Source organism: Luteibacter sp. PvP120, assembly GCF_054055715.1.
In genome coordinates, this window is the sequence record NZ_JBSRXP010000002.1 from 16,596 (window position 1) to 43,416 (window position 26,821).

Annotated in this window: 19 protein-coding genes and 1 other RNA gene; 8 read left to right on the forward strand and 12 right to left on the reverse strand. The window is 68.0% G+C overall.

The window, feature by feature from the left end; all coding sequences use genetic code 11:
• Window positions 1-42: 42 nt before the first annotated feature.
• Complete coding sequence (gene mraZ / locus ACVKN3_RS04000) at window positions 43-489, reverse strand: division/cell wall cluster transcriptional repressor MraZ (protein WP_036137675.1); 447 nt, start codon at window positions 487-489, stop codon at window positions 43-45.
• Window positions 490-826: 337 nt separating this feature from the next.
• Window positions 827-1,193, reverse strand: an RNA gene (rnpB, locus tag ACVKN3_RS04005) — RNase P RNA component class A.
• Between the two features lie 955 nt (window positions 1,194-2,148).
• Between rnpB and rsmI the strand changes: the two genes are divergently transcribed.
• The 3 genes from rsmI to ACVKN3_RS04020 all read left to right on the forward strand — a co-directional run bounded on the left by rsmI (window position 2,149) and on the right by ACVKN3_RS04020 (window position 5,283).
• The gene (gene rsmI, locus ACVKN3_RS04010) at window positions 2,149-2,976 is read left to right on the forward strand and encodes a 16S rRNA (cytidine(1402)-2'-O)-methyltransferase (protein WP_036137679.1); all 828 of its coding nucleotides are present in this window, start codon (window positions 2,149-2,151) and stop codon (window positions 2,974-2,976) included.
• 101 nt (window positions 2,977-3,077) lie between these two features.
• Complete coding sequence (locus tag ACVKN3_RS04015; RefSeq protein ID WP_354514001.1) at window positions 3,078-4,880, forward strand: penicillin-binding protein activator; 1,803 nt, start codon at window positions 3,078-3,080, stop codon at window positions 4,878-4,880.
• 28 nt (window positions 4,881-4,908) lie between these two features.
• Window positions 4,909-5,283, forward strand: coding sequence for a YraN family protein (locus ACVKN3_RS04020; RefSeq protein ID WP_285405571.1), 375 nt, complete (start codon window positions 4,909-4,911; stop codon window positions 5,281-5,283).
• Between the two features lie 296 nt (window positions 5,284-5,579).
• Here the strand turns inward: ACVKN3_RS04020 and ACVKN3_RS04025 are convergent, their stop codons facing one another.
• From ACVKN3_RS04025 to ACVKN3_RS04035, 3 genes are all read right to left on the reverse strand, one after another.
• On the reverse strand, window positions 5,580-6,251 hold the full coding sequence (locus ACVKN3_RS04025) for an HAD family hydrolase (RefSeq protein ID WP_354513999.1): 672 nt from the start codon (window positions 6,249-6,251) through the stop codon (window positions 5,580-5,582).
• 74 nt (window positions 6,252-6,325) lie between these two features.
• Window positions 6,326-9,067 (reverse strand): putative bifunctional diguanylate cyclase/phosphodiesterase, encoded by a 2,742-nt coding sequence (locus tag ACVKN3_RS04030; protein ID WP_354513997.1) that lies wholly within the window; start codon window positions 9,065-9,067, stop codon window positions 6,326-6,328.
• 58 nt (window positions 9,068-9,125) lie between these two features.
• Complete coding sequence (locus ACVKN3_RS04035) at window positions 9,126-9,902, reverse strand: TenA family transcriptional regulator (RefSeq protein WP_285405564.1); 777 nt, start codon at window positions 9,900-9,902, stop codon at window positions 9,126-9,128.
• Window positions 9,903-10,131: 229 nt separating this feature from the next.
• Between ACVKN3_RS04035 and ACVKN3_RS04040 the strand changes: the two genes are divergently transcribed.
• Window positions 10,132-12,183 (forward strand): M13 family metallopeptidase, encoded by a 2,052-nt coding sequence (locus ACVKN3_RS04040; RefSeq protein WP_354513994.1) that lies wholly within the window; start codon window positions 10,132-10,134, stop codon window positions 12,181-12,183.
• A gap of 211 nt (window positions 12,184-12,394) precedes the next feature.
• Here the strand turns inward: ACVKN3_RS04040 and ACVKN3_RS04045 are convergent, their stop codons facing one another.
• Genes ACVKN3_RS04045 through ACVKN3_RS04065 form a run of 5 tightly spaced genes read right to left on the reverse strand, consistent with a single transcriptional unit; the run spans window position 12,395 to window position 18,705 of the window.
• A complete protein-coding gene (locus ACVKN3_RS04045) occupies window positions 12,395-13,117 on the reverse strand; it encodes an ABC transporter permease (protein WP_354513992.1) in 723 nt (240 codons plus the stop codon).
• Window positions 13,114-14,043, reverse strand: coding sequence for an ABC transporter ATP-binding protein (locus ACVKN3_RS04050; RefSeq protein WP_354513990.1), 930 nt, complete (start codon window positions 14,041-14,043; stop codon window positions 13,114-13,116). The genes ACVKN3_RS04045 and ACVKN3_RS04050 overlap by 4 nt, the downstream gene beginning before the upstream one ends.
• On the reverse strand, window positions 14,040-15,170 hold the full coding sequence (locus tag ACVKN3_RS04055) for an ABC transporter permease (RefSeq protein ID WP_354513988.1): 1,131 nt from the start codon (window positions 15,168-15,170) through the stop codon (window positions 14,040-14,042). The genes ACVKN3_RS04050 and ACVKN3_RS04055 overlap by 4 nt, the downstream gene beginning before the upstream one ends.
• The gene (locus ACVKN3_RS04060; RefSeq protein WP_354513986.1) at window positions 15,167-16,099 is read right to left on the reverse strand and encodes a glycine betaine ABC transporter substrate-binding protein; all 933 of its coding nucleotides are present in this window, start codon (window positions 16,097-16,099) and stop codon (window positions 15,167-15,169) included. Before ACVKN3_RS04060 ends, ACVKN3_RS04055 begins: the two co-directional genes overlap by 4 nt.
• A gap of 2 nt (window positions 16,100-16,101) precedes the next feature.
• Window positions 16,102-18,705 carry a glycoside hydrolase family 31 protein gene (locus ACVKN3_RS04065; RefSeq protein WP_354513984.1) on the reverse strand — a complete coding sequence of 868 codons (2,604 nt, stop codon included), beginning with the start codon at window positions 18,703-18,705 and terminating at the stop codon, window positions 16,102-16,104.
• 155 nt (window positions 18,706-18,860) lie between these two features.
• Here ACVKN3_RS04065 and ACVKN3_RS04070 point away from each other — a divergent pair, with 155 nt between their 5' ends.
• A complete protein-coding gene (locus ACVKN3_RS04070; protein ID WP_036137703.1) occupies window positions 18,861-19,115 on the forward strand; it encodes a CsbD family protein in 255 nt (84 codons plus the stop codon).
• Between the two features lie 1,065 nt (window positions 19,116-20,180).
• Here ACVKN3_RS04070 and ACVKN3_RS04075 read toward each other — a convergent pair.
• A complete protein-coding gene (locus ACVKN3_RS04075; protein ID WP_354513982.1) occupies window positions 20,181-21,422 on the reverse strand; it encodes a GGDEF domain-containing protein in 1,242 nt (413 codons plus the stop codon).
• A 115-nt stretch (window positions 21,423-21,537) separates the two neighbouring features.
• Between ACVKN3_RS04075 and dusB the strand changes: the two genes are divergently transcribed.
• A complete protein-coding gene (dusB, locus tag ACVKN3_RS04080) occupies window positions 21,538-22,524 on the forward strand; it encodes a tRNA dihydrouridine synthase DusB (protein WP_285405548.1) in 987 nt (328 codons plus the stop codon).
• A 14-nt stretch (window positions 22,525-22,538) separates the two neighbouring features.
• Here dusB and ACVKN3_RS04085 read toward each other — a convergent pair whose 3' ends face one another.
• Window positions 22,539-23,549 carry a glycoside hydrolase family 15 protein gene (locus ACVKN3_RS04085; protein WP_354513980.1) on the reverse strand — a complete coding sequence of 337 codons (1,011 nt, stop codon included), beginning with the start codon at window positions 23,547-23,549 and terminating at the stop codon, window positions 22,539-22,541.
• Window positions 23,550-23,705: 156 nt separating this feature from the next.
• On the opposite strand from ACVKN3_RS04085, the gene ACVKN3_RS04090 reads away from it, so the two are divergent.
• Window positions 23,706-26,012 carry an FdhF/YdeP family oxidoreductase gene (locus tag ACVKN3_RS04090; RefSeq protein WP_354513978.1) on the forward strand — a complete coding sequence of 769 codons (2,307 nt, stop codon included), beginning with the start codon at window positions 23,706-23,708 and terminating at the stop codon, window positions 26,010-26,012.
• Entirely contained in the window at window positions 25,999-26,820 is an 822-nt protein-coding gene (gene fdhD / locus ACVKN3_RS04095) for a formate dehydrogenase accessory sulfurtransferase FdhD (RefSeq protein WP_354513976.1), read from the forward strand. The genes ACVKN3_RS04090 and fdhD overlap by 14 nt, the downstream gene beginning before the upstream one ends.
• Window position 26,821 lies beyond the last annotated feature (1 nt).

Genomic DNA, 26,821 nt, shown 5'->3' on the forward strand with positions numbered 1-26,821 from the left:
CATCCCGCTCCCGTTCCACCAGCACCTCGAATTAGTTCGTCGTCACAACCGCAGTTCCGCCATGTCGTCGCTGATGTCTTCTTCGCCGATGGTCTGGCGGATCTTCGCGAGATGGGCCTGTTCGCTCCAAAGCTCGAACTTGTTGCCCATGCCCAGCAGGACGGCTTTTTTCTCCAGCCCCGCCGCCGCCCGCTGACTGGATGGGAGGAGGATGCGTGCGGCCCCGTCGGGTTCGACGATGGACGCGGCACCCACCAGCTTCATCTGCAACGCGCGATGGACGGCCTTGACGCTGGGCAGCGCGTTGACCTGGTCGCGCACCTGTTCCCACTCCGCGTACGGAAAGATCCAGAGGCAACCGGCATCGAAGGGGTTGTAGGTGATCACCAGACGGTTCGCGCAGGCGTCGGCCACCAGATCCCGATACGAGGTCGGGATCGTCAGACGACCCTTGTCGTCGATCGTGATGGCTGTCTCACCTTGGAACATTGTCTGCTGGCCGCCCCACCGAAACCCACGATTTCACACTGGGGCCCACGATAGTCTCGGCACCTGAGACTGTCAAGGAAATTTTTCTTGTGAATCAAGGAGAAAGGGCAGGTTCATGACCAATTCCAGCCGTTTATGAGGAAGGGGCGGGAGGTGGTTGAATCAGTGGAGTTTTTTGCGAATCACGCCGCGATTTACGTTGTGTGCGCCGCGTGAAATGGACGGCGGGGCTGAACTCACGTTCACTCAACCCGTCCTCCACCGATGTGACGACGGCAATCACCCGTTTTCCACACGCGAAAACGGCGCCGTCGCGAGACGGCGCCGTCACAAGAAGAGAAGGAGTCGGCCTGTAAGCCGGGTTCTGTACGTCTTGCGACGCGACAGTCATTCTTCTCGGCCTGGCGTCACCGCCAGGCTCCAGCAACCTACCCGGGGACGACGCGGGCAACGTCATAGTCCCCTTATTTGGTCTTGCTCCGGGTGGGGTTTACCGTGCCATGCGACGTTGTCCCCGCACGCGGTGCGCTCTTACCGCACCCTTTCACCCTTACCTGATCCCCTTGCGGGGCCATCGGCGGTCTGCTCTCTGTTGCACTGGCCGTCAGCTCACGCTGCCCAGGAATTACCTGGCACCCTGCCCTATGGAGCCCGGACTTTCCTCGATACGCCCGAAGGCGCGACGCGACTGTCCGGCCGACTCCAGCCCGGATTGTACGGCATAACGCGATATCGGCGATGGCTTGGGGCTCGCCTTTGGCATCGCGTTGGGCCTTGGGCCGTGGAGCAAGAGCCGGCGGGTAGCCCCCTCGGTGCCACGCCTGCGGCGACCCGAAAGGGAAGGGCCGCTCCGCGGCCGTTTGTCTATTGCCCTTCGGGCCCGGGTCGGGCTTCGAACGGAGGTTTCCGATTCGACCTCCTGTCTCAGCGGAAACGGCCGGCCGTCCTGGCCGGCCCCCTTCGGGCTTTCTCCGTTCGAAGCCCTCGCCTGCGGCTACCGGCACCGAGGGGGCTACCCGCCGGCTCTTCCTCAAACTGAGGTGGCGTGTTGGGCGAGCAGCGCGTGGGGTGAACGAGTAGCGGTCGGGGTACGGCGTCAGCGCTTTGTTTTGGTTGTTCGAGCACATCGTGCGCTCCTACGCCGGAGGTAGGGTCGGTCTATTCAACGTCTGATCCACCGGCTGTGTGTAGGAGCGCACGCGTGTGCGCGAACCCTCAACACCACCCAAGGCGGCTGATACCGTGCGCATCAGGCAAGCGAGCGTTCCCAACAACGAAGCGAAACCCAGCTCTTCGCTCTCCCCACACGCAACCTCAGTGTCAGGAAGAGCCGGCGGGTGCCACCCTCGGGGCCGGTAGCCGCAGGCGAGGGCTTCGAACGGAAAAGGCCCGTCAGGGGGCCGGCCAGGACGGCCGGCCGTTTCCGCTGAGCCATGGATGGCGAATCGGAAACCCCCGTTCGGAGCCCGACCCGGGCCCGTAGGGCAATCAAATAAACGGCCGCGCCAGCGGCCCTTCCCTAGCGGGTGGCCGCAGGCGTGGCCCCGAGGGTGGCACCCGCCGGCTCTTGCCGCCGCCAACCCGTCGGCTCCTGCTCCCAAAGCTCCATACCCCCTCATCCACTTCTACAATGCCCAGCCACGCCCACCGGATGCACCGATGACCCAGCCCCGCCCCGGCACGCTCCATGTCGTCGCCACCCCCATCGGTCACCGCGACGATATCGCCGCCCGCGCCATCGAGACGCTGCGGCGGGTGAAGGTCATCGCCGCGGAAGACACCCGGCACACCCGCCCGCTCTTGCAGCACCTCGGCATCGACACGCCACTGGTGGCCCTGCACGACCACAACGAGCGCACCGCCGTCGACGGCCTCGTCGAACGCATGCGAGCCGGCGACGACGTGGCGCTGGTGTCCGATGCGGGCACGCCCCTGATCAGCGACCCGGGCTTCCGCCTGGTGCGTGCCGCCCGCGCTGCGGGATTGAGGGTCAGCCCCGTACCCGGTCCCAGCGCCGTGATCGCCGCGCTGTCGGTGGCCGGCCTGCCCAGCGACCGCTTCGTCTTCGAGGGGTTTCTGGCGGCCAAGGCCGGGGCCCGGCGGGCGCGCCTCGCCGAGCTTGCCGGTGAGTCGCGCACGCTCATCTTCTACGAGTCGTCGCATCGCATCCTCGAATCCCTGGAAGACATGCGGGAGGCGTTCGGTGCCGACCGCGAAGCCGTGGTCGCGCGCGAGCTGACCAAGATGTTCGAAACGGTGCTGGACGGCTCGCTGGCGGCGCTGGTCGAGCGCGTGGCGGCCGACCCGAACCAGCAGCGCGGCGAGTTCGTGGTGATGGTGGCCGGTCGCGAGGCCGGCGAAGACGAGCGCCTGGCGGAGGGACTGCGTGTCTTCGCCATCCTGAAGGACGAACTGCCGCCCGCCCGGGCGGCCAAGCTCGCCGCCGCCATCACCGGCGCGCCACGCAAGGCGCTCTACGGGACGTAAGCTCCGTCCTGCCTCACGCGGGCCTCGCGGGGCGATGGGCTATCATCCGGTCGTTTCGGCGCCGCCAGGGGGCCGACGTGCCCATCAAGGAATCACTAGCGATGCGACCGATTCGTGCCTCGATCCTCGGCCTCCTGATCTGCGCCGGCCTGGCCGGCTGCGTGACCCAGGGCGGCGTCCAGCCACAGGGTGCCGCTCCTTCGGGTGAGGCGACGCAGGCGGCGCAGGCCATGTACATCAAGGGCCAGTTCGATCAGGCCGCCCAGGCCTACCTCGCCCTGGCCGCGCAGGACGGCGATCGCCGCGACTACTACAAGCTGCTGGCTGCCGAGTCGTACCGCCAGGAAGGCGCGCTGGATCGGGCCGCGCCCATCGTGGCCGATATCCGCCGCACGCGGCTGGAAGGCGAAGACTCGCTGCGACTGGACGCGCTGCGCGCCGAAATCGCCCTGAAGAACAACGATCCGGCCACGGCGCTGTCGCTGACTGGCAAGCCCTCCACCCGCGTATCGCCGCAGGTGGCGCAGCGGCTGGCCGAGCTTCGCGCGCGTGCGCAGGCCGCGTCGAACGACCCGTGGAGCGCGGCGCAAACCCGGGTGGAGCTGGACGGCCAGTTGCGCGGCATCGACCGCGAGCAGAACCGCCAGCAGATCCTCGCCCTGCTGACCGGCCTGGGCGCACAGCCGCTGGCCGACCGCAGCGCCGCCCTGTCCGCCAACGACCCCATGAAGCCGTGGGTGGTGGAAGCGCAGTCGCAGCTCGGCAGCGTGTCCCGCTCGCCGGCCGTGCTCGACCAGGCCGTGGGCACGGTCAGCGGCGACAAGGGCGTGAGGGAAGGCTATAAGGTGCCCGGCAAGGTGGCCCTGCTACTGCCGTTGAGTGGCCCGCTCGCCGGTGCCGGCGCCGCCATCCGGGACGGCTTCTTTACCAACTACGTGGATGCCGGTCGCACCGGTGCCGCGCGTCCGGAGGTTGCCGTGTACGACTCGGGCAACGACGCCGCGCACGCGGTGGCTGCCTACGACAAGGCCGTAGCCGAGGGCGCGCGCTTCGTTGTCGGCCCGCTCAACCGTGACGGCGTGTCGGCCATCTTTGCCAAGGGCGCGTTGCCCGCGCCGATGCTCACGCTGAACTATCCCAACGACAACAAGAACCTGCCGCCGTCGGGCGCGAATGAATTCGGCCTGTTGCCGGAGACCGAAGGCGCGCAGGTGGCCGACCACATGGCCGACCGGGGCATGAAGACGGCCACCGTCATCGTGTCCACGGACGATTTCGCCCGTCGTGCCGGCAATGCCTTCAAGGCGGAGTGGCAGGCGCGCGGCGGTACGCTGGCGGCCCAGATCACCCTCGACTCCGGCAGCATCGACTTCGCCTCGCAGCTGTCCGAGCCGGTCGGCCAGGACCCCGACACCAGCGGCGTCTTCATCAGCATGAAGCCGCCCCAGGCACGCCTGCTGATCCCGCAGCTGCGCCTGGCCAAGAACACCCTGCCCGTCTTCGCCACCTCCCATGTCTATGGGGGCAGCGACGATCCGACCGCGGATCGCGACCTGGAAGGCGTGGAATTCTGCGACGCGCCCTGGCTGTTCGACGCCCAGCCGGGCCTCGCCCGGCGCAGCGAGCTGAGCAACGCCATTCCGGCAACGCGCGGCGTCACCGCACGCCTGTTCGCCTTCGGCATGGATGCCTGGGGCCTGGTGCCCTACATCGACTGGATGCGCGGCCACCCGGGCAGCTACCTGCCGGGCGCGACGGGCCAGCTGGTGGCGGATGAGTTCGGCCGGGTACGGCGCGTACTCATCTGGGCGCGCTTCGCCGACGGCGTGGCCCGTCCGGTCGCGGGTAGCCTGGAGCTCGAAGCGCCGGCCACGGCCCCCAGCGTGGAAAGCGGCGGGGCCTGATCCCGCCGGCGCGAACCGGGAGGTTCGCGTGACCGCACCAACGAAGACCGCCACACCGCGCCGCGCCACCGGAGATCGTTTCGAGGGCGCGGCGTTGTCGTTTCTGCGAGCCAGCGGCCTGCGACTGGTGCAGGCCAACTTCCTCTGCCGCCATGGCGAGATCGACCTGATCATGCGCGAAGGCCCGATCCTGGTCTTCGTCGAGGTGCGCTACCGACGCAATGCCCGCTTTGGCGGCGCCGCAGCCTCGGTCACCGCCGCCAAGCGCCGCAAGCTGATCAGCGCCGCGCACCTGTGGCTGGGCTGGCATCCGCACGACGCCCATCGTCCGTGTCGTTTCGACGTGCTGGCCTTCGAAGGCGATACCGCTGAGTGGATACGCGGCGCGTTCGACGCGGGGTGAGGGACGCGGGTTCGAGGGTTCGTCGTTGTAGGAGTGCACGCACGTGCGCGAACCCTCAGCGTATATAAGGCGAACGATGCCGTACTCATGCGGGATGCGGGCGGTTTTGGGCGTCTGACGAGCGCACGTCGGATGCACGGAAACGCTGACTCGTTTAGACGTTCGGCTTCATTCGCCTCGGTTCGGGGCTGAGGGTTCGCGCACGTGCGTGCGCTCCTACCCACCCCAGCCGGATGCACCCCCCCACCCAGCCGGATGCCCCCCGCCGGATGCGCCGTCATGGCGTTCCCGGCGGGTCAGGTGGCGCGGGAAAACCTATCGGCGGGCATCGAGGCCAGGTCGCCGATGGCGTCGATCGTGATATCCGGCGGAGTGGCTTCGAGGTCGGCGCCAGCGGCCGCCGCGTAGTGGCCCTGCCTGACGAAGACGGTGGTGACCTTGTCGCCCATGAGCTTCTTCATTGCCACGAGGATGCGCGGCTTGTCGTCGACCATGACGTAATGGTCGGCCGGGTAGCGACGTTGCATGTCGTCGAGCATGTCCTCCTTGTGCACGTAGATCAGTACGTCGCCGCGGAAGGCGTCCCACAGGCCGGCGCGGCGAATCTTGCGCGGCTGGAACACCGTGTCGCCGTCGGACATGATCACCGGCCGTCCCATCGTGCGTACATGGTCCACGGCCTCCAGCGCGCCGGTGAAACGACGTTCGTCGAACGGGTAATCGAGGAGGAAGAAGGCGAGGTCCATGTACGGCGTGGCGCCGTCGTTGCCGCGCAACCGCTGCAGCGCGCCGAGGTAGTCCGCGTAGCCGACCTGGCTGCGGATCTCCTTGTCGATGGCGTTGTAACGGTCGCGGCCGTCGACACCGACGGCGTGCTCGAGGCGCGCCGCGAGGTCGGCGCCGAAGCGGTCGTTGTCGAGCAGCGTGTTGTCGACGTCGAACAGGAAAACGAGGGAATCGTGGGGCACGGGGCATCCTTAGCGCGGGTACGTCGACCGTTGTACATGGGGCCCGGTCATGCCGATGCGAAGCCCCCGATCGATCATGCCCTGCGCGGCGGCACCAGCGACAGCCGCTTGCCGCCGGCCGCCTTGTTCGGCGCCAGCAGTCGTTCGATCTCGTCGGGCGGCAGCGGTCGCGAATAAAGAAAGCCCTGCCCCTCCTGGCAACCGGCACGCAGCAGGAATTCGTGCTGCGCCTCGGTTTCGATGCCTTCGGCGATGGTATGCAGGTCAAGGCTGCGCGCGATGGCCACCATCGCCTCGGTGATCGCCACATCGTTGCCGTTGTCCGGCAGGCCGGTGACGAATGAACGGTCGATCTTGAGATACGCCACCGCGGGCAGCTTGAGGTAGGCCAGCGACGAATAGCCGGTACCGAAGTCGTCGATGGCCACGCCCACACCCAGGTCGTGCAAGGACTGCATCGAGCGTTCGGTGTCTTCACCCAGGCGCAGGATCGCGCTTTCGGTCAATTCCACCAGCAGGCGCTCCGGCGCGATGCCAGCCGTGCGCAGCGCCTCGCTCACGGCCGGCAGGAAGTCCGGATGACCGAAGGAACTTGCGGACACGTTCACCGCCATGCGCAGCGACGGCAGGTGGGCATCGTTCCAACGCTTCAGTTGCGCACACGCGGCACCCAGCACCCAATGGTCGATCTGGCGGATCAGGCCCAGGCTTTCCGCGATGGGAATGAACTCGTCCGGCGGCACGTTGCCGCGGTCGGGGTGGCGCCAGCGGATAAGGGCTTCCACCGCCACGATGCGTCCGGTTTTCATTTCCACGCTGGGCTGGAACACCAGCACGAATTCCTTGCGCGACAGCGCCTGGCGCAGTTCGGACGCCAGCTTGAGGCGGCGTCGCGCATCGGCGTGCATCTTCGGCGTGTAGAACCGAAGCGCGTTGCGTTCCTCGGTCTTGGCCACGTACATGGCGGCGTCGGCATGCGCGATCAGCGTGACCGCGTCGTTGCCGTCCAGCGGGTAACCGGCGATGCCGATGCTGGCGCTGACGAACAGCTCGTAGTCGCCCAGGTCGAACGGCCGGGCGAGCGCGGCAAGGATCGCCTCGGCCACCGTGAGGGCTTCCTCGCGCGAGCGCAGGTCGGCGAGCAGCACGGTGAACTCGTCGCCGCCGATGCGCCCGGCAACATCGTGCGGCGCGAGCTGGGCGCGGATGCGCTCGGCCACACGCATCAGCAGGGCGTCGCCGGTGGCGTGACTGTAGCTGTCGTTCACCACCTTGAAAGCGTCGAGGTCGACGAACAGCACGGCGACCGCCCCGCGCTGGTGGGCGGCCCGCGTGATGCCCTCGGCGCAGCGCCGTTCGAATTCCGAGCGGGTCACCAGGCCCGTCAACGGGTCGTGGTTGACCATGTGCTGCAGGCGCTGGCGGTCGGCCTTACGCGCGGTGATGTCGGAGACGACGGCCACGTAGTGCTGCGGGCGCCCTTCGCTGTCGCGGATGGTGCTGATGCTGAGCATCTCCGGATAGGTGGTGCCGTCGGCGCGCCGGCTCTCCACCTCGCCCAGCCAGTTGTCGCCGGCCGCGATGTCGTCCCAGAGGCTTTGCGGCAGCGGACGGCCGTCGGGCAGGCTGCGGGTCGCGTCGAAGCGTGTGCGACGCAACGCCTGCAGCGGGATGCCGGTGAGCTTGGTGTGCGCCGCGTTGGCCGTCGTCACCCGCCGGTCGGCATCGGCGATGATGACGCCCTCGGCGATGCTGGCCAGCGCTTCGGAGGCGATCTTGCGCTCCTGCTCCATGGCCACCCGGTCGGAAATGTCCCGCACGATAGCCTGCGATACGTGACGCGAGCCCCACACGACGAGGCTGCTCTGGGTCTCCACCGGCCGCACGCTGCCGTCGCCGTTGCGCAGCGAACCCACGCCGGCATACACCGATCCCTCGACGAACAGGCTGGCCAGCCGGATGCCGATCAGCTCACCCGGCTGGCAACCGGCCCACGCGGCGGCGCGATGGTTGGCGTCCAGGATGCGCCCGGAGGCCTCGTCCACCATGTAGATCGCATCCGCGGCGCTGTCGAACAGCAGGCTGTAGCGTTCCTCGGTCCCGCGGATGCTGGCGAGTATCCGCTGGGCCATGCCCAGCCATAGCAGTGACGCCAGCGCCGCCACACCCAGCACGGTGAAGAACAGCACCCGCCCCAGCCACGAGGCGCCGTTGGCGATATACAGCGAGAAGGCCTTCGCGCGCGGTTCGATGTAGCTGTTGAGCGCACCGATGCGTCGGCGCTCGTCATCCAGGAGCTGCTGTGACGGCACGCCGCCGCTGTAGGCGTGCTCCAGGCGGTTGGCGATCTGGTCGATCTCCGCCAGGCTGCTGTCCACCGAGCGCCACTGGGCGATGGCTTCGCGGACATAGGGCATGCCGTCGAAGTGACGAAAAATGAAGACCATGCCGGGAATGGCCTCGGGGATGACACCGCCCTGGGCGAAACCCTCTTCCACGGCCTCCTTGCTGTAGCGGCCGCTGGCAATGGCGTCGCGGGACCCGCGGTCGGCCATCAGCACGGCGAAGTTGCGGCGGAAGTCGGCCAGATCGCCCGGCCGGCCATGCGCGGCATATTCGTCCAGGTCGATCACCGCCTGTTTCTGCGCCTTGGCCCAAAGACTCTCGCCGTTGAGGAAACCGGCGAGAGTCACCTGGGTCTGCAGGGCAACCCACGTCAACGCGAGAACGAGGCCCACGACGGCCACGAGCGCATAGGCCAGCGGCCTGAGGCGCCTCGACAGCGGTTGGGGGTGAATGGCATCTACACGACGCATCGCTTCCTCGGGTCTCGCACTAACCTGATATTGCGCTATAAGACGCCCAACATGCGAGTTACGCGGCAACCACGTTCGACGTGCGAACCGGGGCCGCGCCATCCATGCAACGGTCGAGCGTGATGCTCATGCCCACGTAACTGCGACGGACACACTCCCTGATGTGCTCGATCCGGTCCACCGGGGGGTTCGATCCCAGCAGGGTACAGACGATCTCGAGCGCTTCCCATGGATGGGTATCGTCATACGCCGCGTGAAGCTGAAGCCAACGCAGGCCGGCTTTACGGCCCGAAATCGGCAGGCTCGCCGCGTAGGCCTGACTGTCGTAGATGATCTGCGACCAGTCCCCGGTCGCCCCTTCCACGGCGTAGTTGGTAGCCGCGATGCCTGCGGCGAGGGAATCGTCCCTGCTGACCTCCTCGCACCAGTTGGCCAGCACCTGGCTGCCCTTGGGCGGCTCGGCCGTCAGGACGTCCTGGCGCGACACGCCGGCGGACTCGGCCCAGTTGAGCCAGTACTCGGCGTGGTTCTGCTCCACGCGGATGTTGCGCACCAGCCAGCGGCGGGCCAGGTCGTCGCCCGGGCTGCGGCCGTACCGCGTCTTGAGCAGGCTGTGCGACATGTAGCCCGGAAACCGCTCGATGACCGGCCACACACCGACCATGAAGTTACGAGTGGTCACCGGATCGAGCGTCGCCGTCTTCATCGCTTCCCACATGTCGTGGCGGACGAGTTGTCGTCGGGCATCCTCGCAAGAGGACACCATGTCCTGGGTCCAGGTGGGGTAGCTGGCGATATCGGTCTGTGGCCCCGTGAGTTCGAAGCGTGCGTTCATAGTGGATCTCCCTAAAGATCTGCTAGCCATGGATGGAAGGTCCGGACAGGCCGGGGTTGACCCGCGGCCCGCCCGTGCCGACCCCCTTGCGGGGCCGGACGATCATTAGGGCACAACCCCGGTTGGGCTTTCCTGCGGGTCGGTGCCTGCCGCCCTGGCGCATCGGTCATGCACACACGGGACGGTTCCCGGTTTATGGTGGGCGCCCTTTCCTTCGTAGGACTCGTCCATGGCAAACCTCCACCGGATTCTCGCGACCGCCATTTCCTGCGGCCTCGCTTCCGCCGCGGCGATGGCCGCGCAGCCCGTGGGCGTCGATCTCAAGGGCATGGACCGTTCGGTGCAGCCCGGCGACGACTTCGACGGCTTCGCCAACGGTAACTGGCGCAAGACCGCGCAGATCCCGGCCGACCGTGCCAGCACCGGCGTGTTCCTCGAGGTGTTCGAGAAGGCCGAGAAACGCAACGCCGAGCTGATCAAGGCCGCGGGCGAAGGCCATCCGGCGGCGGGCAGCAACCAGCGCCTGATCGCCGATTACTACAAGGCGTACATGGACCAGGCGGCGATCGAGAAGGCCGGCCTGGCCCCGCTCAAACCCGCACTGGACGCGATCGACGCGATCGGGGACAAGGCCGCCCTGTCGACCGCCCTGGGCGCGCAGCTGCGCGCCGACGTCGACCCGATCAACGCGACCAACCTCGACACCGGTCACCTGCTCGGCCTGTTCGTCGCCCAGGGCCTCGATGATCCGACGCGCAACATGCCCTACCTGCTGCAGGGCGGCCTGGGCATGCCCAATCGCGACTACTACCTGAAAACCGACAAGGACATGGTCGACACACGGACGAAGTACGCCGCCTACGTCGAGGCGGTGCTGAAGCAGTCCGGCACGCCGGACGCCTCCGCCAAGGCGAAGGCCGTCATGGCCCTGGAGACGAAGATCGCCCAGGCGCAGGAATCCATCGTGGACAGCGAGGACATCCACAAGGCGAACAACCCGTGGCCGCGCACCGCCTTCGCCAGCAAGGCGCCCGGCATCGACTGGAACGCGTATTTCAAGGCGGCCGCGCTCGACGACCAGCCGACCTTCATCGTCTGGCAGCCCGGCACGGTGACGAAGTTCGCCGCGCTGGTCGCCAGTGAGCCGCTGGACACCTGGAAGGCCTGGCTGCGTTTCCACACCATCAACGAGAACGCGTCCGGCCTGCTGCCCAAGGTGTACGACGACCTCGCCTTCGGCTTCTACGGCAAGGTACTCACGGGCACGCCACAGCAGCGCGACCGCTGGAAGCGTGGCATCGGCCGCGTCGACAGCGACCTGGGCGATGCCGTGGGCCAGATCTACGTGAAGCAATACTTCCCGGCGTCGTCGCGCAGCGAAGTGCAGGACATGGTGAAGAACATCCTGAAGGCATTCGATGCGCGTGTCGACACGCTCACCTGGATGTCACCCGCCACCCGACAGAAGGCCAAGGCCAAGATCGCCACCATCAAGGTTGGCGTGGGCTACCCGGACACCTGGCGCGACTACTCGACGCTGGAGATTCGTCCGGATGATGCGCTGGGCAATCACCAGCGCGCCGAACTGGCCGAATACCGCCACCAGGTGGCCAAGCTGGGCAAGCCCGTGGATCGCGACGAATGGTGGATGACACCGCAGACGGTCAACGCGGTGAACCTGCCGCTGCAGAACGCGCTGAACTTCCCGGCAGCCATCCTGGAAGCCCCGTTCTTCGATCCGAAAGCGGACGCCGCATCCAACTACGGATCGATCGGCGCCGTGATCGGGCACGAGATCAGCCACAGCTTCGACAACACCGGCGCCGAGTTCGACGCGCAGGGCCGCCTCGCCAACTGGTGGACCGACGCCGACCAGAAGCACTTCAAGGATGCGGGCCAGCGCCTGGTCGAACAGTTCAACGCCTACGAACCGCTGCCCGGCCTGCACATCAACGGCCAACAGACCCTGGGCGAGAACATCGCCGATCTTTCCGGACTCACCATCGCCTATGCCGCCTACAAGGAAAGCCTCCACGGCAAGCCCGCCCCGGTGATCGACGGCCTGGACGGCGACCAGCGCTTCTTTCTTGCCTTCGCGCAATCGTGGCGCAGCAAGACCCGCGACGCGGCAATGCGCGCCCAGGTGATCGGCGATGGCCACGCACCCGGCGAGTTCCGCGCGCAGACGGTGCGCAACCTCGACCCCTGGTACGACGCGTTCAAGGCGAAGCCCGGGCAGAAGCTGTACCTCGATCCGAAGCAGCGCGTCAAAATCTGGTAAGCAACCGCCGCCGGCGTCCCAACGCGCCGGCGGCGGCACAACGACAACACCCTGCACAACGACAAAGCCCTGGGCAACGACGACGTCCTGAACAACGACGACGCCATGTAGGAGCGCGCGCATGCGCGCGACATGTGTTCGCGACAGCCCCGGAGCTGGCGCGCCACCCCGATGGTCACGGCGAAACGATGTCGCGCGCAAGCGCGCGCTCCTACAGCGTTCGAGGCCTACGAGTGAGGCGGCGTTCCAGGGCTTGCAGCGCACCGTCCAGGGTCAGTGCCAGTGCACCGACCAGCAAGGCGCCCTGGATAACGTAAGCGGTGTTGTTGCCGACCAGGCCCTCGACGATGGGCGAGCCCAGCGTCGTGGCACCGACGGTCGAACCGATGGTCGCCGTGCCCACGCCGACGATGGCCGACAGACGTACGCCGGCCATGATCGGCCCCACGGCCAGCGGCAGTTCGATCTCCCGCAGGCGCCGCCAGCGGCCGTAGCCCATGCCGTCGGCGGCATGCAGCGCAGCCGCGGGTACATTGTCCAGCCCCGCGACGGTCTGTCCGAGCACCGGAAGCACGCCGTACAACGCCAGGGCCAGCAAGGTCGGCGCCGCGCCGAAACCGAGCAGCGGTACGGCGATGGCCAACACCGCCACCGGTGGAAACGTCTGCCCGATCACCGCCACCGCACGCACCGTGGGCAGCAGCGACCGGCCGACCGGACGCGTCACCAGCACACCGAGGGACAGCCCGGCGATCGTCGCGACCGCGGTGGCAACGAGCACCAGCCCCAGGTGGGACAGGGTCAGCATGGCGAACGACGTACGCACGTAGACCGGATGACTCAGCGCCGGCCATCCCGCATGGAACACCGGTGCCGCGTGCGGCAGCACCAGCACCAACGCCAGCAGGACCACGGCGGGCAGCAGCCCCCTCATGCAGGCGGCGCCACGAGGTCGCCCAGGCGGACCACGCCCACCCGGCGGCCGCCCTCGTCCACCGGCAGGCAGTCACGCCCCTGCGCAAGCATGGCCGCCAGCACGTCCTGCAGCGACGTGTCGATATCCAGCGGGTCACCGTCCACGGACTCACCGCCGCGCAGCACCTCGCGCACCGACCGCACGGCCAGCTCACGCAGGCGCACCCGCGCACCGCCGACGAACGTGCGCACGCGATCGTCCGCCGGCTCGCGGATCAGTTGCAACGGCGTGCCCACCTGGGCCAGCCTGCCCTCCAGCATCAGGCCGATCCGGTCGCCGAGGCCGAACGCCTCGTCCATGTCGTGCGTGACGAACAGCAACGTGGTGCCGCTGTCGCGCTGTATCGCCTTGAGGCTGCGTTGCAGGGATTCGCGCGTGAGCGGATCCAGTGCGCCGAACGGCTCGTCCATCAGCACGACCGGGGGGCGGGCGGCCAGGGCGCGCGCCACGCCGACACGCTGTTGCTGCCCACCGGACAGCGTATCGGGATAACGATCCACCATGCCGGGCTCGTCCAGGTGCAGCAGGTCGATCAGTTCGCCAACGCGGGCACGTATGTCGGCATCGCTCCAACCGAGCAGGCGCGGCACCGTGGCGATGTTTTCGCCCACGGTGCGATGGGGAAACAGGCCGACCGACTGGATGGCGTAACCGATGCCCCGGCGCAGCGTTTCCGCATCGACCGTCGCGACATCCTTGCCGTCCACACGCACCCTGCCCGCGTCCACCCGTTCCAGCCGGTTGACGGTGCGCAGCAGCGTGGACTTGCCCGAACCCGATGGCCCGACCAGGACGAAGAACTCGCCCGCTTCGATACGCAGCGAGAGATCGTCGATGACGACCTGCGTACCGTACGACGTGCGAACGTGCTCGAACTCGATCATGCAGGGCGCTCCGTCAGCACGAGCAACGATTGGAAGAAAAGATCGACCGCCAGCGCCAGTGCGATGATGGTCAGCGTACCCAGCAGCACCATGTCCGTCGCACCCTGGCCGATGCCGAGGAAAACGAACCGGCCCAGCCCACCCGCGCCGATCAGGGCGGCAACCGCCGCCAGCCCCACCGTCTGCACCGCCACGATGCGCAAGCCGGCCAGCAGCACAGGCCAGCCCAGCGGCAATTGCACGCGCAGCAGCACCTGCAGCCGGGTCATGCCCAGGCCGCGCGCCGCCTCGCGCGTGTCCGCCGCCGTGGCATCCAGCCCGGCCACGGTGTAGCGGACCACCGGCAACAGCGCATACAGCACCAGCGCGAACACCGCCGGTGCGGCCCCCGTGCCACCGAAACCCAGCGCACCCAGCGCGGGCCACCTGCCGGCCAGCCACGCGAACGGCCCGATCAACAAGGCGAACAAGGCCAGTGAGGGCACCGTCTGCAGGAACGCCAGCACGCCGACCAGCGCCCCGTCGGTACGCCGCGTTCGCCATGCCCACCAGCCCAGCGGCGCACCGATCGGCAGCGCTATCGCCAGCGTGGCGGCCGCGAGCAGCACATGCGTCAGCAGTGCTTCGGCGAACGGCGCGCGTTGCGCCGCGTATTCGCGCAGCAACGCCAGGCTATCGAACGTCCCGGCCATCGCCATACCGGCCAGTGCCACCGGCACGCCGACCCACGCAAGCACTCGCACCGGCCGGGACATCGCGGCCAGCCGGTCCAGCAGCAGCAAGGTCGCCGCGAGCCACATCACCCAGAACCCGGTGCCCAGCTGGATACGCGTGCCGGTCGCGGCGCCCTCCAGCAGGGCCCGCGCGTCCATGCCGGCCAGCAGCGGCAAGCCGACCACGCCGGCCCACGCCAATACCGCGGTGATGAACGTGCGCCCCGGCACGCGCACCGTGCCCAACGCGCCCGCCAGGAGCCATACCGCCGCCAGCGCCCACACGTGCGGACTGGCCGCGGGACCGCTGAGAAGGCGGTTCGGCGCGACATGCAGGAAGTCGGCGAACACGGCGGCAAGCGCTCCCGCTCCCGTCAGCACGATCACCGGCAACGCCGCACCCCGCACCGTCACAACAGGCCCTGCGTGCGCAGGTAATCCGCCGCCACGGCCGATGCCTGCTCGCCACCGATCTGCGTGCGCGCGTTGAGCCGGCGCAACACCTCGACGGTCAGCGGCCTGAATGCGGCTTCCAGGGAAGCTCGCATGGCCGGGTAGCGCCGTAGCGTCTCGTCGCGCACCACAGCGGCTGGCTGATAGACCATTTCCACATGCTTCGGATCGTCGAGCACGACCAGTCCGGTGACGGCCAGTGCGCCGTCCGTGGAATAGACCATGCTGGCATTGACGCCGGAGGTTCCTTCGGCCGCGGCCTTGATCGTGGCGGACGTGTCGCCGCCGGCCAGTACCAGCAACTGGTCGCCACGCAGCGTGAATCCATACGCCGACTGGAACGCCGGCAAAGCGGCATCGCTTTCCACGAACTCGGCCGATCCGGCAAGGTAGACATCGCCACCCCCACGCACCCAGCGCGAGAAGTCGTCGAGCGTGCGCAGCCCGCGGGTATGGGCAAGGTCGGCGCGCACGCCGATCGCCCAGTGATTGTCGGCCGGCGCGGGGCGCAGCCAGACCAGCCGGTTCGCCGCCGCATCCAGCGATGCGGCAAGGGCCCACGCCTGCGCCGCGTCACGAAAGGCCGGGTCGCTTTCCCGATGGAAGAAGAAGGCGGCGTTTCCGGTGTATTCAGGATAGACGTCCAGATCGCCATTGAGCAGGGCCCGGCGCACGATCGAGGTGGGACCCAGCTGCGTACGATCGATTACGGGAATGCCCGCATGGCGCAGCACCTGCAGCACGATCTGGCCAAGCACCGCGCCTTCGTTGTCCGCCTTGGAACCCACCCGCACGGGCGGCTGTGCCTGTGCCTGCACCGCGAAAACAGCCGCGAAGGCCATCGCGCCCCACAGCAACGGCGACAGCCACGAGCCGCGGCGGAGACGCATGCTCAGCGACCCAGCACGTCGACGAAGCCGCGCTTGAGCGCATCGTCGATCGGCGTTGCCGCCACGCTCGCCGGCAGCGCCGCGTAGCGGGACTCGAACGCGGCCACCGCCACCATGAAGCGATCGCCACGCCCGGCCTCGTCACCCTGCTCCACCGCATAGGCGAGTACGCGAGACGCCTGGCTGGCAAGGTCCACCTCGTCGGGCAGCGCGGAGATGTCGCCCCATACCTGCTTGAGGTAGAGCACCGCGTCGGCCGCACGGCGCATGCGTCGCAGCAGACCCGACGGCGGCACATGCGCCGGACGGACATGAGCGATGACCTCGTGCGCCTCGTCCATGCTCACCGGGCCGAGATCGATCCGGATGCACAACCATGCCGTGTCGAACAACCACGTGCCCTGCTTCGGCTGCGCGCTGTACGGCAGCACGCGCCCGTCCACTTCCACGCTGTCCGGCATGCCCGCATCGAGGAACTGCACGATGTACGAGCGAACCGGATGCTTGCCTGGGAAGTCGCCTTCGCTGCGGGCGATGTGCAACCGGTGCGAGGTGGCATCCTTGCGGCTTTGCACGCGGATACGCGAGCACTCGCCACGCCGGTAGCCCTGGCTCTCGCCATCGTCGTCGTAAAGTTCGGCGTGACCCTCGGCGCCCGGAAACACCTGCAGGATCAGCTCGTCCGGCACATTGGCCAGGTCGCGCATGCCTTCCGGGTAAAGCGGAACGACGCTGCCGTGACGCACGAACACCGGCGTTTCCTCCAGGGTGTAGCACTGCGCCAGCACACGGCCACCCTCGAACACGTCGGCACCATCGCGGCTGTACCACCGACCCGGCGGCAGCCAGACCGGAAACGGCGCGGTGCCGTCGGCGCCCACGGGCACCGTCACCGGCGCCACCAGCAGGTCGTTGCCGAACATGTATTGCGAGGGGTGGGTGTACGCTTCGTCGTGCTCGGGCCAGTGGTAATACATGGGCCGCACGATGGACAGGCCGGTCTCGTAGGCCTGCCGCGCGGCGGCATAGATATACGGCGCCAGCTGGTAGCGCAGGCGGATGGCCGCGAAGATGGCATCGCCATAGGGCGGCCCGAAATGCCAGGGCTCCTTGTGCAGGCTGGCCTCCTTGGCCGAATGCGTGCGCAGCACCGGACTGAACACGCCCAACTGCATCCAGCGCGCGTAGAGCTCCGGCTCCAGGTGCCGCTCCGGGCGCGGGATGTGCTTGTGGAAGGTATGCCCGCCGATGTCGTGGCTCCAGTACCCATACAGCACGTTGGACGCCATGGCGGTGAAGTGCGGCTGGTAGGCCAGTGAGGTCCAGGAGATCACGCTGTCGCCGGAGAACCCGATCGGATAACGATGATTACCGAGGCCGCCCCAGCGATGGTAGATCAGACCGCGCCGGTCGCCCTCGCGCTGCATCTGGGTAAAGAACACGTGGTTGAGCCACCAGGTGTTGGACAGTCCCGGATGGGCTTTCGACTCGGGCCACTGCTGCCAGTCGAGCCACCAGAAGTCGACACCCTCGTGCTCCAGCGGATGGAGCACCGTGTCGAACAGGGCGCGCATGTACGAACGCGACGTGCCCTCGAAGGGGATGGGCGCCTGCGTGGAGGTATCCCACGACAGCGCATCGGCCATCGCCTGGTACTTTTCCTCGTGGGGCATGACACCCGAGGCGGGGTGCAGGTTGAGCGTCACGCGCAGCTTCTGGCCATGCGCCCACTGCATGAACGCGACCGGGTCCGGAAACAGGCTGCGGTTGAACGTGTAGCCGGTCCAGCCCGACTGTTCGCCGAAGACATCCTTTTCCTCGTGTCCCGGGCGCAACGACAGCCCGGGCGTGGTGTGCCAGTCCATGTCCAGAACCAGCACGTCCAGGGGAATGCGTTCCTTGACGAAGCGCGCACCCAGCGTACGCAGTTCCTGGTCCGAATAATTCCAGTAGCGCGACCACCAGTAGCCGAACACGAACCGTGGCGGCATCGGCTGCGGCCCGGCGATCGCCGCGAAATCGGCCAGGGCCGCCGTGTAGTCGTGCCCGTACCCGAAGAAATACAGATCCTGGCGCTCGCCGGACGGACGCGCCGTCACCCAGTCGTCGTCGTCCAGACCGAAGCTTTCGGTATCGTCGACCACATGCCAACCATCGCGGGCGATCAGACCCTGTTCCAGCGGCAGCGTGCTGCCGTCCTGCCAGGTGTCGCCGTCGTAACGGTCCAGCGTGCGGTACGTGCCACCCAGGTTGGCGGTCTGCACGTCGCCCGGATGCCAGACGATGTCCGCGTCGTCTTTCCCATGCAGGCGTATCGAGAGATTGCCGGCCTGGAAACGCCCGCCGGCCTTGTCGTAGCGCAGGCTGAGGCGATCGGTGTCGATCTGCAGAGACGTGTCGTCCTCGGTCACCCGAAACGCCGGCACATCGAGGTCACGGTGCACGACCACCTGCGTACGGCCATCGCGGAACCGACCCTCCTCGCTCCATTCCAGCCGCAGCAACCGCGGCGTAAGCACGGTGAAACGGACATGGCCCCGCGTCACGACCGCCGCAGGCCTGGCGGCTGCGCCGAACGAGGACGGCTTGTCTTTTTTCGCTTCCATGGGCGGATGAACCTTTCATCGAACCGGAAGGCCACGATTATGACGCGTCGCCGCATGGACCCGGTGAATGAACGGAGTCGACGAGGTCTTGTCGCTTCGTGCACTTACGACAAGGCACTGTCGGCCCTCGTCCAACCCACCTGGAGCATAAAACCATGAACGAAGACCAGATCCGCGGCGCCGCCAACACCGTCGGCGGCCGTGTGCAGCGTGCCGCCGGCGCCCTCGTGGGCGATCACGGCATGGAAGGCGAAGGCGCCATCCGTGAGACGGCCGGCCGCGTCCAGGCCAAGGCCGGCGAAGCCGTCGACACCGTCCGTGACGCGGTTGCCCACCGCCCGCTCGGCGCGATCCTGAGCGGCTTCGGCGTCGGCATCCTCGTCGGCATGCTGCTCGCACGCCGCGACTGATCTTCCGTCAGGTTTGTGCGAAAACGGCCGCGCGGGCGGCGGGGAGTTGCTCCCTGTCGCCTGCGCGGCTTTTTTCGTTTTTGCGGGTGGATTTAGAGGCTCGCCTTCGGCATCGTGTTGGGCCTTGGGCCGTGGGCCGTGGAGCAAGAGCCGGCGGGTGCCACCCTCGGGGCCACGCCTGCGGCGACCCGCTAGGGAGGGCCGCTCCGCGGCCGTTTGTATATTCCCCTACGGGGCGGGTCGGGCTTCGAACGGGGGTTTTCGACTCGACATCCCTGTCTCGCGAAAACGGCCGGCCGTCCGGGCCGGCCCCGCTTCGCGGCCTTTTCCGTTCGAATCCCTCGCCTGCGGCTACCGGCCCCGAGGGTGGCACCCGCCGGCTCTTTCCAACTGTAAGGTTGCGTGTGGGGAGAGCGAAGAGCGGGGTTTCGCTTCGTTGCTGGGAACGCTCGCTTGCCTGGTGTGCATGGCATCGGTCGCCTTAGGTACGTCGAGGGTTCGCGCACGTGCGTGCGCTCCTACCCCCAGCCGGCAGATCAGGCGTTGGATATGCCACAACCTGCCCTACACCTGCGACCTACCTACCCTTGGGGTAGGAGCCCACGATGTGGGCGAAAAGCCAACAAAGCGGCGACGCCATACCCCGCACGTCTGCGACCGCCCGCGTCACAACCCACCTCAGTCTTGGGAAGAGCCGGCGGGTAGCCCCCTCGGGGCCGGTAGCCGCAGGCGAGGGATTCGAACGGACAAGGCCCGAAGGGGGCCGGCCTGGACGGCCGGCCATTTTCGCTGAGCCATGGATGGCGAATCGAAAATCCCCGGTCGAAGCCCGACCCGGGCCCGAAGGGCAATAAGAATACGGCCGCGCCAGCGGCCCTTCCTTAGCGGGTCGCCGCAGGCGTGGCCCCGAGGGGGCTACCCGCCGGCTCTTGCTCCACGCCACACGGCACACGGCACACGGCACACGGCACACGGCACACGAAGACCTTACCGCGAGAAGATGTCGCGCACATCGTGCGCTCCTACAAGCACGTGGTACATCGTGCGGCGTGCGCCAAGGCTGGATCAGCCTGCCTCGCAGCGATTGCGGCCTGCGCGTTTTGCCGAATATAGGGCCCGGTCGGCGCGTTCGAACACCTCGGTGGACGTGTCGTTCAGGCCGAAGCAGGCGACGCCGCCGGACATGGTCACGGTGACCGGCTTGCCGCTGGCATGGAACGCGAGCGAGGCCACGAGGGCGCACAGCCCCTGGGCCGACTGGAGTGCGGCATCGCGCTCGCTGCCGCTGAATACCACGACGAATTCCTCGCCGCCGTAACGCGCCACGAACGTCGCATCCGCGAGCTCGCGGGTCAGCGTCTGGCCAACGATGCGCAGCACGGCGTCGCCCGCGGCGTGGCCGAGGCTGTCGTTGATCGTCTTGAAATGGTCGATGTCGAGCGCCGCTAGGCAGAGCGACGTGCCCGTTTCACGCATCCGCGCCTGGGCCGCTTCGATGTGACGCTCGTAGGCCAGCCGGTTGGGCAGGCCGGTGAGCAGGTCGGTCAGCGCTAGCGCGTGTTCGCGGCGCAACGAATCCTGCAGCGAGCTTGCCTGGGTTTCCAGCTCTTCGACACGGTCGCGCATGCGCTCCGCGCGATCGCGGTAGGCGGCCATGCGGGCGTCCTCGCGTTCGCGGTACTCGCGGAAGTGCGTGTCGATCAGCGACAGGCGCGCGTTCACCTCCGCCTGCAGGGCGCCCAGATCTGTCGCGGTGAGGGTGCTTTCGCCGAGCGCGCGCATTTCCTCGCGCACCGTGGCATCCAGTTCGCGGCCACCCGCGGCGGCCTCGCCGTAGGCCAGTTCGGCGGCGAGGTAACGGGTCATGTCGCCTAGGCGTGCGCTGACCGCAGCCAGCAGGTCCTGCAGACGGGCGATATCCGTACGCAGCGACGCCACCACCTTGCCGTCTTCCTGCAGGGCTGGCGGTGCTGGGGCCTCGACCGCCGCGACGGAGACAGGGGGCGCGGCCGGGGCGTCGTCGTTCACCGCGGGCGGCAGGCGATCCAGCCCCGCCACGGCTTCCGACAAGGACTCCAGCAGGGTATCCAGCAGGGCGGGCTGGGGGGAATCGCGCAGCGCCTCGTTCAGCCGGTCGAGCAGGCTGTCGATATCGCTGCCCTGGCCACGGGCGAGGGCAGCCAGGCGCACGGCGAGGCGGCGCAGGCCCTCTTCCAGGTCACGGAAATCGCGCTCGTCGCGCTCCATCCTCTCCAGTGCGAGGTGGTATTTACGCTCCCAGATGTCCTGTTCCACACCCGTACCCATGATCCGGCGTCAGCCCCTTGGTGCCATGGAAGCATATCGGCAGGCCGGCGTGGGACTTGATCCCGACCCGTCGGGCCCGCCGACGGTCGTGCCGCGGATCGCGTAAAATCGCGCCATGCGCATCGGCCCTTACTCTATCGCGCCCCATGTGGTGCTCGCGCCCATGGCGGGCGTGACCGACAAACCGTTCCGGCTCCTGTGCAAGCGCATGGGCGCCGGCCTGGCCGTGTCCGAGATGACCGCGTCCGATCCGCGCCTGTGGAACACCCTCAAATCGCTGCGCCGGATGGACCACGAGGGCGAGCCGGAGCCGGTCAGCGTGCAGATCGCCGGCTACGACCCCGGCATGCTGGCCGAGGCCGCGAAGTACAACGCCGACAACGGCGCCCAGCTGGTCGATATCAACATGGGTTGCCCGGCCAAGAAGGTCTGCAACGTGTGGTCGGGTTCTGCCCTGCTCCAGGACGAGCCCCTGGTGGCGCGCATCCTGCACGCCGTGGTCCGTGCCGTGGACGTGCCGGTCACCCTGAAGATCCGCACCGGCTGGGACCGGGAACACCGCAACGCGCTGACCATCGCGCGCATCGCCGAGGACGCCGGTATCGCGGCGCTGGCCGTGCACGGACGCACGCGTGCCGACAAGTACGAAGGCGAGGCCGAATACGCCACCATCGCCGCCGTCAAGGCGGCGGTTGGCATTCCGGTCATGGCCAACGGCGACATCACCTCGCCGGAGAAGGCGCGGCAGGTGCTGGCCGCCACCGGCGCGGACGCCATCATGGTGGGTCGCGGCGCGCAGGGCCGGCCGTGGATCTTCCGCGAGATCGCTCACCATCTGGAGACCGGCGGTTTTCTTGCCGAGCCGTCACCTGCCGAGGTGCGCGACATCCTCGCCGGCCATCTCGAACAGCTTTATGCGTTCTACGGCGAACGGATGGGCGTGCGCATCGCCCGCAAGCACCTGGGCTGGTACGCGAAGGACCGCCCGGAAAATGCCGCCTTCCGCCACGTGGTCAACCAGGCGGAGGATGCCGCGTCGCAGCTGCGGCTCATGCGCGAGTATTTCGATGCACTGGCCGCCGGCGTTTCGCTGGCGGCGTAACCCGAGCGTCGGCCTTACACGGCCCGTTGCTGCAACGGGGTATCCGGGGAGATGACCGCCTGGCGCAATCCCTCCGGCAGACCGGCATCGCCATAACGCTCGACATAACGGGCCAGGGTGTCCGCGAAGCCGTCGTCCGAGGCCCAGCTGACCTGGTCCACGGCAGACCGCTGGCCGTGTACGTGGTTCAGCAGGTCGACGCATTCCTGGCGATAACCCAGGTCCAGGAAACGGGCCGCCGCGCGGGAGCATTCCACCAGCGGCGCCGCGGCAAAACCGCCCGTGCCGGGATGTTCACCCACGATGCCGCCGCCGGGCACGCAGCACAGCTTGAGCGCCAGCACCTCGCGCAGCCGCTCCTCGAAGTCGGGACCCTTGTAACGGCAGCGGTCGCTCCACCAGGTCCAGTAATGGATGGTGTCGCCCAGGCCATGCAAGGTATCCGCGATCAGGGCGGCACCGCCGTCCACCGGTGCGGCGGCCAGCACGATGGCCATGCTTTCGCCGGCGGCAAGCCGCACGTGCGTCACCGCCAGTTCGTCGGCGAAGTCCATCGGCCGCGAACACGCCACGTACCAGCCGTCCACGGTGCGCGCTTCCAAGGCGGGCGCGGCGTCCACCGCGACAGCGCACACAAGCCCAAACGCCACCTCGCCTTCCGTGCAGCTCACCAGGCGAACGAAACGCCCCGCCGGTACCGACTCGCCCTGTCCCGGGCGGCCTTCGGCCAGCGGCATGAAGTCCACCACGCGCACCTCGCCCGTCGCCATGCGTCCGGCGGTTTCGAGCACCTGGGTGCCGGGCACGTACGCGGCCGTCCACTCGACCGGGGCGTCCGTGTGCAGCGCCAGCAGGGCACGGTCGGGGTGCGACGGCTGCAAGGGACCCCGCGCACGGTCGAGGGCCAGACAGGTGATCGATGCATCGTCGCCCACGCGGCCGAAGCCGCGGAGATCGCCGATGGGAAGTCCACGCGGCGCGGGCGCACCATCGTGCAGCACGGTTGCGAGCGGTTGGGCTGGCACGTTCGATTCTTCCTGGCGACGGGGAGGGGCGCCGAGCGGCGCGGAGGTTGGGGCAGCACCCGGCAAGACCGCGTGAATGCCGTCGGTCGCGGTTCAATTTCCTCGCCGATGCAGGCGCGTAGAATGGCGCCAGGCGGGTCAACCTGAGGCACAGGCATGAGCGAGAAAGACATTCCCGGCATCGAGCCCTACGACGGCGCGGCAGGCGGCTGGGGCGCGCTCGGCGCGGTCGCCCGCGCGCTCAGCGGCCAGATGGCCCTTGCCCGCGAGTCCATTGCGCTGCATAAGGTCAACCAGCCCAAGGGCTTCGATTGCCCCGGTTGCGCCTGGCCCGATCCGAAGGAAACCTCCTCGTTCGAGTTCTGCGAGAACGGCGCCAAGGCGGTGTCGTGGGAAGCCACGGCAAAACGGGTCAAGCCGGAGTTCTTCGCGGCCAATACCGTCGCCGACCTGTGGAACCTGACCGACTATGCCCTGGAGGGCCTGGGCCGGCTGACCCATCCCCTGGCCTACGACGCCGACACCGACACGTATCGCCCGATCGCCTGGGACGACGCGTTCGCGCGCATCGGCGCCGCCCTGCGCGCGCTGCCCTCGCCGGACATGGCCGAGTTCTACACGTCGGGGCGCGCCTCCAACGAGGCGGCGTTCCTTTACCAGCTGTTCGTTCGCGAATACGGCACGAACAATTTCCCCGACTGCTCCAACATGTGCCACGAGGCCACCAGCGTGGGCCTGCCGGAGTCGCTGGGCTCGGGCAAGGGCACGGTGACACTCGAGGATTTCGATCACTGCGACGCGATTTTCTGCATCGGCCACAACCCGGGCACCAACCACCCGCGCATGCTTTCGACCTTGCGCGAGGCATCGCTGCGCGGCGTGCCCATCGTCGTGCTCAACCCACTGCCCGAGCGGGGCCTGGAACGTTTCACTTCGCCGCAGCACCCGGTGGAGATGCTCACCAACAGCGCCGTACGCATCGCCTCCACCTATTACAAGCTGAAGATCGGCGGCGACGTGGCGGTGCTCAAGGGCATGATGAAGTACCTGCTCGTCGAAGACGCCAGAGCCCTCGCCGAGGGCATGCCGGGCGTGATCGACCGGGATTTCATCGCCGCGAATACCACCGGTTTCGAGGCACTGGTCGCCGACATCGAGGCGACCGACTGGACGGCCATCGAACGCACCTCCGGCCTGACGCGCGCGGAGGTCGAGCACGCGGCATCCATCTACGCCCGGGCGTCGAAGGTGATCGTCTGCTACGGCATGGGCATCACCCAGCACGCGCACGGCACCGAGAACGTCCAGCAGATCGCCAACCTGTTGCTGATGCGCGGCAACATCGGCCGCGAAGGCGCCGGCATCTGCCCGCTGCGCGGCCACAGCAACGTGCAGGGCGACCGCACGGTGGGCATCACCGAGAAGCCGAACGCTGCGCTCAACGAGGGCCTTCGCGCCACCTATGGCTTCGAGCCACCGGTCGCGCACGGACACGATGCCGTCGCCGCAGTGATCGCCATACGCGAAGGCCGCTCGAAGGCGCTGGTGGCGCTGGGCGGCAACCTGGCCGTGGCCATGCCCGACACCGAGGAAACCTTCGCCGCCATGCGCGGCCTCGACCTTGCCGTGCACATCGCCACCAAGCTCAACCGCTCGCACCTGATCCTGGCCCGTCAGTCGTTCATCCTGCCCTGCCTGGGCCGCACCGAACTGGACGAGCAGGCCACCGGGCCGCAGGCGGTCACGGTGGAGGATTCCATGTCGATGGTGCATGCGTCCGCCGGCACGCTGAAACCCGCGTCGGAACACCTGCGCTCCGAGCCGTGGATCGTCGGCGGGATCGCCAAGGCCACCCTGCCCGCCACGCGGGTGAACTGGGACCGCCTGGTCGGCGATTACAACCTGATCCGCGACGACATCGAGAAGGTGTTTCCCATCTTCCGCGACTTCAACCGGCGGGTCGGTGCACCCGGCGGTTTCCGCCTGCGCGTCGCCGCCAGCGAGCGCGCCTGGGACACGCCGGACGGCCGCGCGCATTTCCTCCTTGCACGCGGGCTGGACGAGGATGCGCCGCTGGCCGAGGGCGACCTGATGCTCACCACCATCCGCTCGCACGACCAGTACAACACCACCATCTACGGCCTTAACGATCGCTACCGCGGCGTGACCGGTCGGCGTGACGTCATCTTCCTGCACGCCGACGACCTCGCCGCGCGCGGGCTGAAACACGGCGATCGCATCGACGTGTTCGCCACGGGCGCCAACGTGGCCGACGGCAAGGCACGTGCCGTGCGCGGGTTCACGGCAGTGGCCTTCGACATCGCGCCGGGCTCCGTGGCCATGTATTACCCCGAGGGCAACGCACTGATCGCCCTGGAAAGCCACGATCGACGCTCCGGCACGCCGGCTTACAAATCGGTGCCCGTGCGCATCGAGCGCGCGGTGACGCATGCCGTTGCCTGATCGCCCGCCGGCAGCGGGATGGGTGACGCGGCCCGTGCTGCGCTTCGAGCGCGGCGTGGCCACCCAGGACGACGACAGACTGGCCGAGGAAGTGCCGGTGGCGATGCATGTGGACGGCGAACCGTTCGCGGTCATGATGGCCACGCCGCACGACCTCGAGGATTTCGCCCGCGGTTTCGCCCTGACCGAAGGCAAGGTGGCGTCGATCGACGAGATCACGTCGATCGACATCCACGACGTACTCGAGGGCGTCACGGTGGACGTGCGCACCGTGGACCATGCGCGGCGCGAGCGACCTGTCGAACCGGCATCACGCACCCTGCCCGGGCGCAGCGGCTGCGGCATCTGCGGCAGCCGCGAACTGGAAGACGTGGTTCGTCATCCGGCGCCGGTCGGCACGGGGCCGTCGATCACGCCCGCCGCCATCGAGCACGCCCTGGACTCCCTGCGCGGGTCGCAACCCATCAACGCGTTCACCGGGTCCGTGCATGCGGCGGCCTGGGCCTTGCCGGACGGCACCCTGCTGAGCGTGCGCGAGGACGTCGGCAGGCACAACGCACTGGACAAACTGATCGGCGCACTGCTGGCCGCGCGCATCGACACCGACCACGGCTTCGTGGTGCTGACCAGCCGCGCCAGTTACGAGATGGTGACCAAGGCGGCCGTCGCGCGTATCGCGGTGGTAGTGGCTATCTCGGCTCCTACCGCGCTGGCGGTGCACCTGGCCGCCGACTGCGGCGTGACCCTGGTGGGCTTTGCGCGACCGGGACGTTTCAACGTCTATACGCGACCGCAGCGGGTGCTTTAGC

Bases quoted from the DNA above. Each gene is read 5' to 3' on its own strand.
- ACVKN3_RS04050 (WP_354513990.1), bottom strand. From the start codon at position 14,043: ATGATCGAGTTCGAGCACGTTCGCACGTCGTACGGTACGCAGGTCGTC.
- mraZ (WP_036137675.1), bottom strand. From the start codon at position 489: ATGTTCCAAGGTGAGACAGCCATCACGATCGACGACAAGGGTCGTCTG.
- ACVKN3_RS04060 (WP_354513986.1), bottom strand. From the start codon at position 16,099: ATGCGTCTCCGCCGCGGCTCGTGGCTGTCGCCGTTGCTGTGGGGCGCG.
- ACVKN3_RS04070 (WP_036137703.1), top strand. From the start codon at position 18,861: ATGAACGAAGACCAGATCCGCGGCGCCGCCAACACCGTCGGCGGCCGT.
- ACVKN3_RS04030 (WP_354513997.1), bottom strand. From the start codon at position 9,067: ATGCGTCGTGTAGATGCCATTCACCCCCAACCGCTGTCGAGGCGCCTC.
- ACVKN3_RS04075 (WP_354513982.1), bottom strand. From the start codon at position 21,422: ATGGGTACGGGTGTGGAACAGGACATCTGGGAGCGTAAATACCACCTC.
- ACVKN3_RS04040 (WP_354513994.1), top strand. From the start codon at position 10,132: ATGGCAAACCTCCACCGGATTCTCGCGACCGCCATTTCCTGCGGCCTC.
- ACVKN3_RS04065 (WP_354513984.1), bottom strand. From the start codon at position 18,705: ATGGAAGCGAAAAAAGACAAGCCGTCCTCGTTCGGCGCAGCCGCCAGG.
- ACVKN3_RS04015 (WP_354514001.1), top strand. From the start codon at position 3,078: ATGCGACCGATTCGTGCCTCGATCCTCGGCCTCCTGATCTGCGCCGGC.
- dusB (WP_285405548.1), top strand. From the start codon at position 21,538: ATGCGCATCGGCCCTTACTCTATCGCGCCCCATGTGGTGCTCGCGCCC.
- rsmI (WP_036137679.1), top strand. From the start codon at position 2,149: ATGACCCAGCCCCGCCCCGGCACGCTCCATGTCGTCGCCACCCCCATC.
- fdhD (WP_354513976.1), top strand. From the start codon at position 25,999: ATGCCGTTGCCTGATCGCCCGCCGGCAGCGGGATGGGTGACGCGGCCC.
- ACVKN3_RS04090 (WP_354513978.1), top strand. From the start codon at position 23,706: ATGAGCGAGAAAGACATTCCCGGCATCGAGCCCTACGACGGCGCGGCA.
- ACVKN3_RS04045 (WP_354513992.1), bottom strand. From the start codon at position 13,117: ATGAGGGGGCTGCTGCCCGCCGTGGTCCTGCTGGCGTTGGTGCTGGTG.
- ACVKN3_RS04035 (WP_285405564.1), bottom strand. From the start codon at position 9,902: ATGAACGCACGCTTCGAACTCACGGGGCCACAGACCGATATCGCCAGC.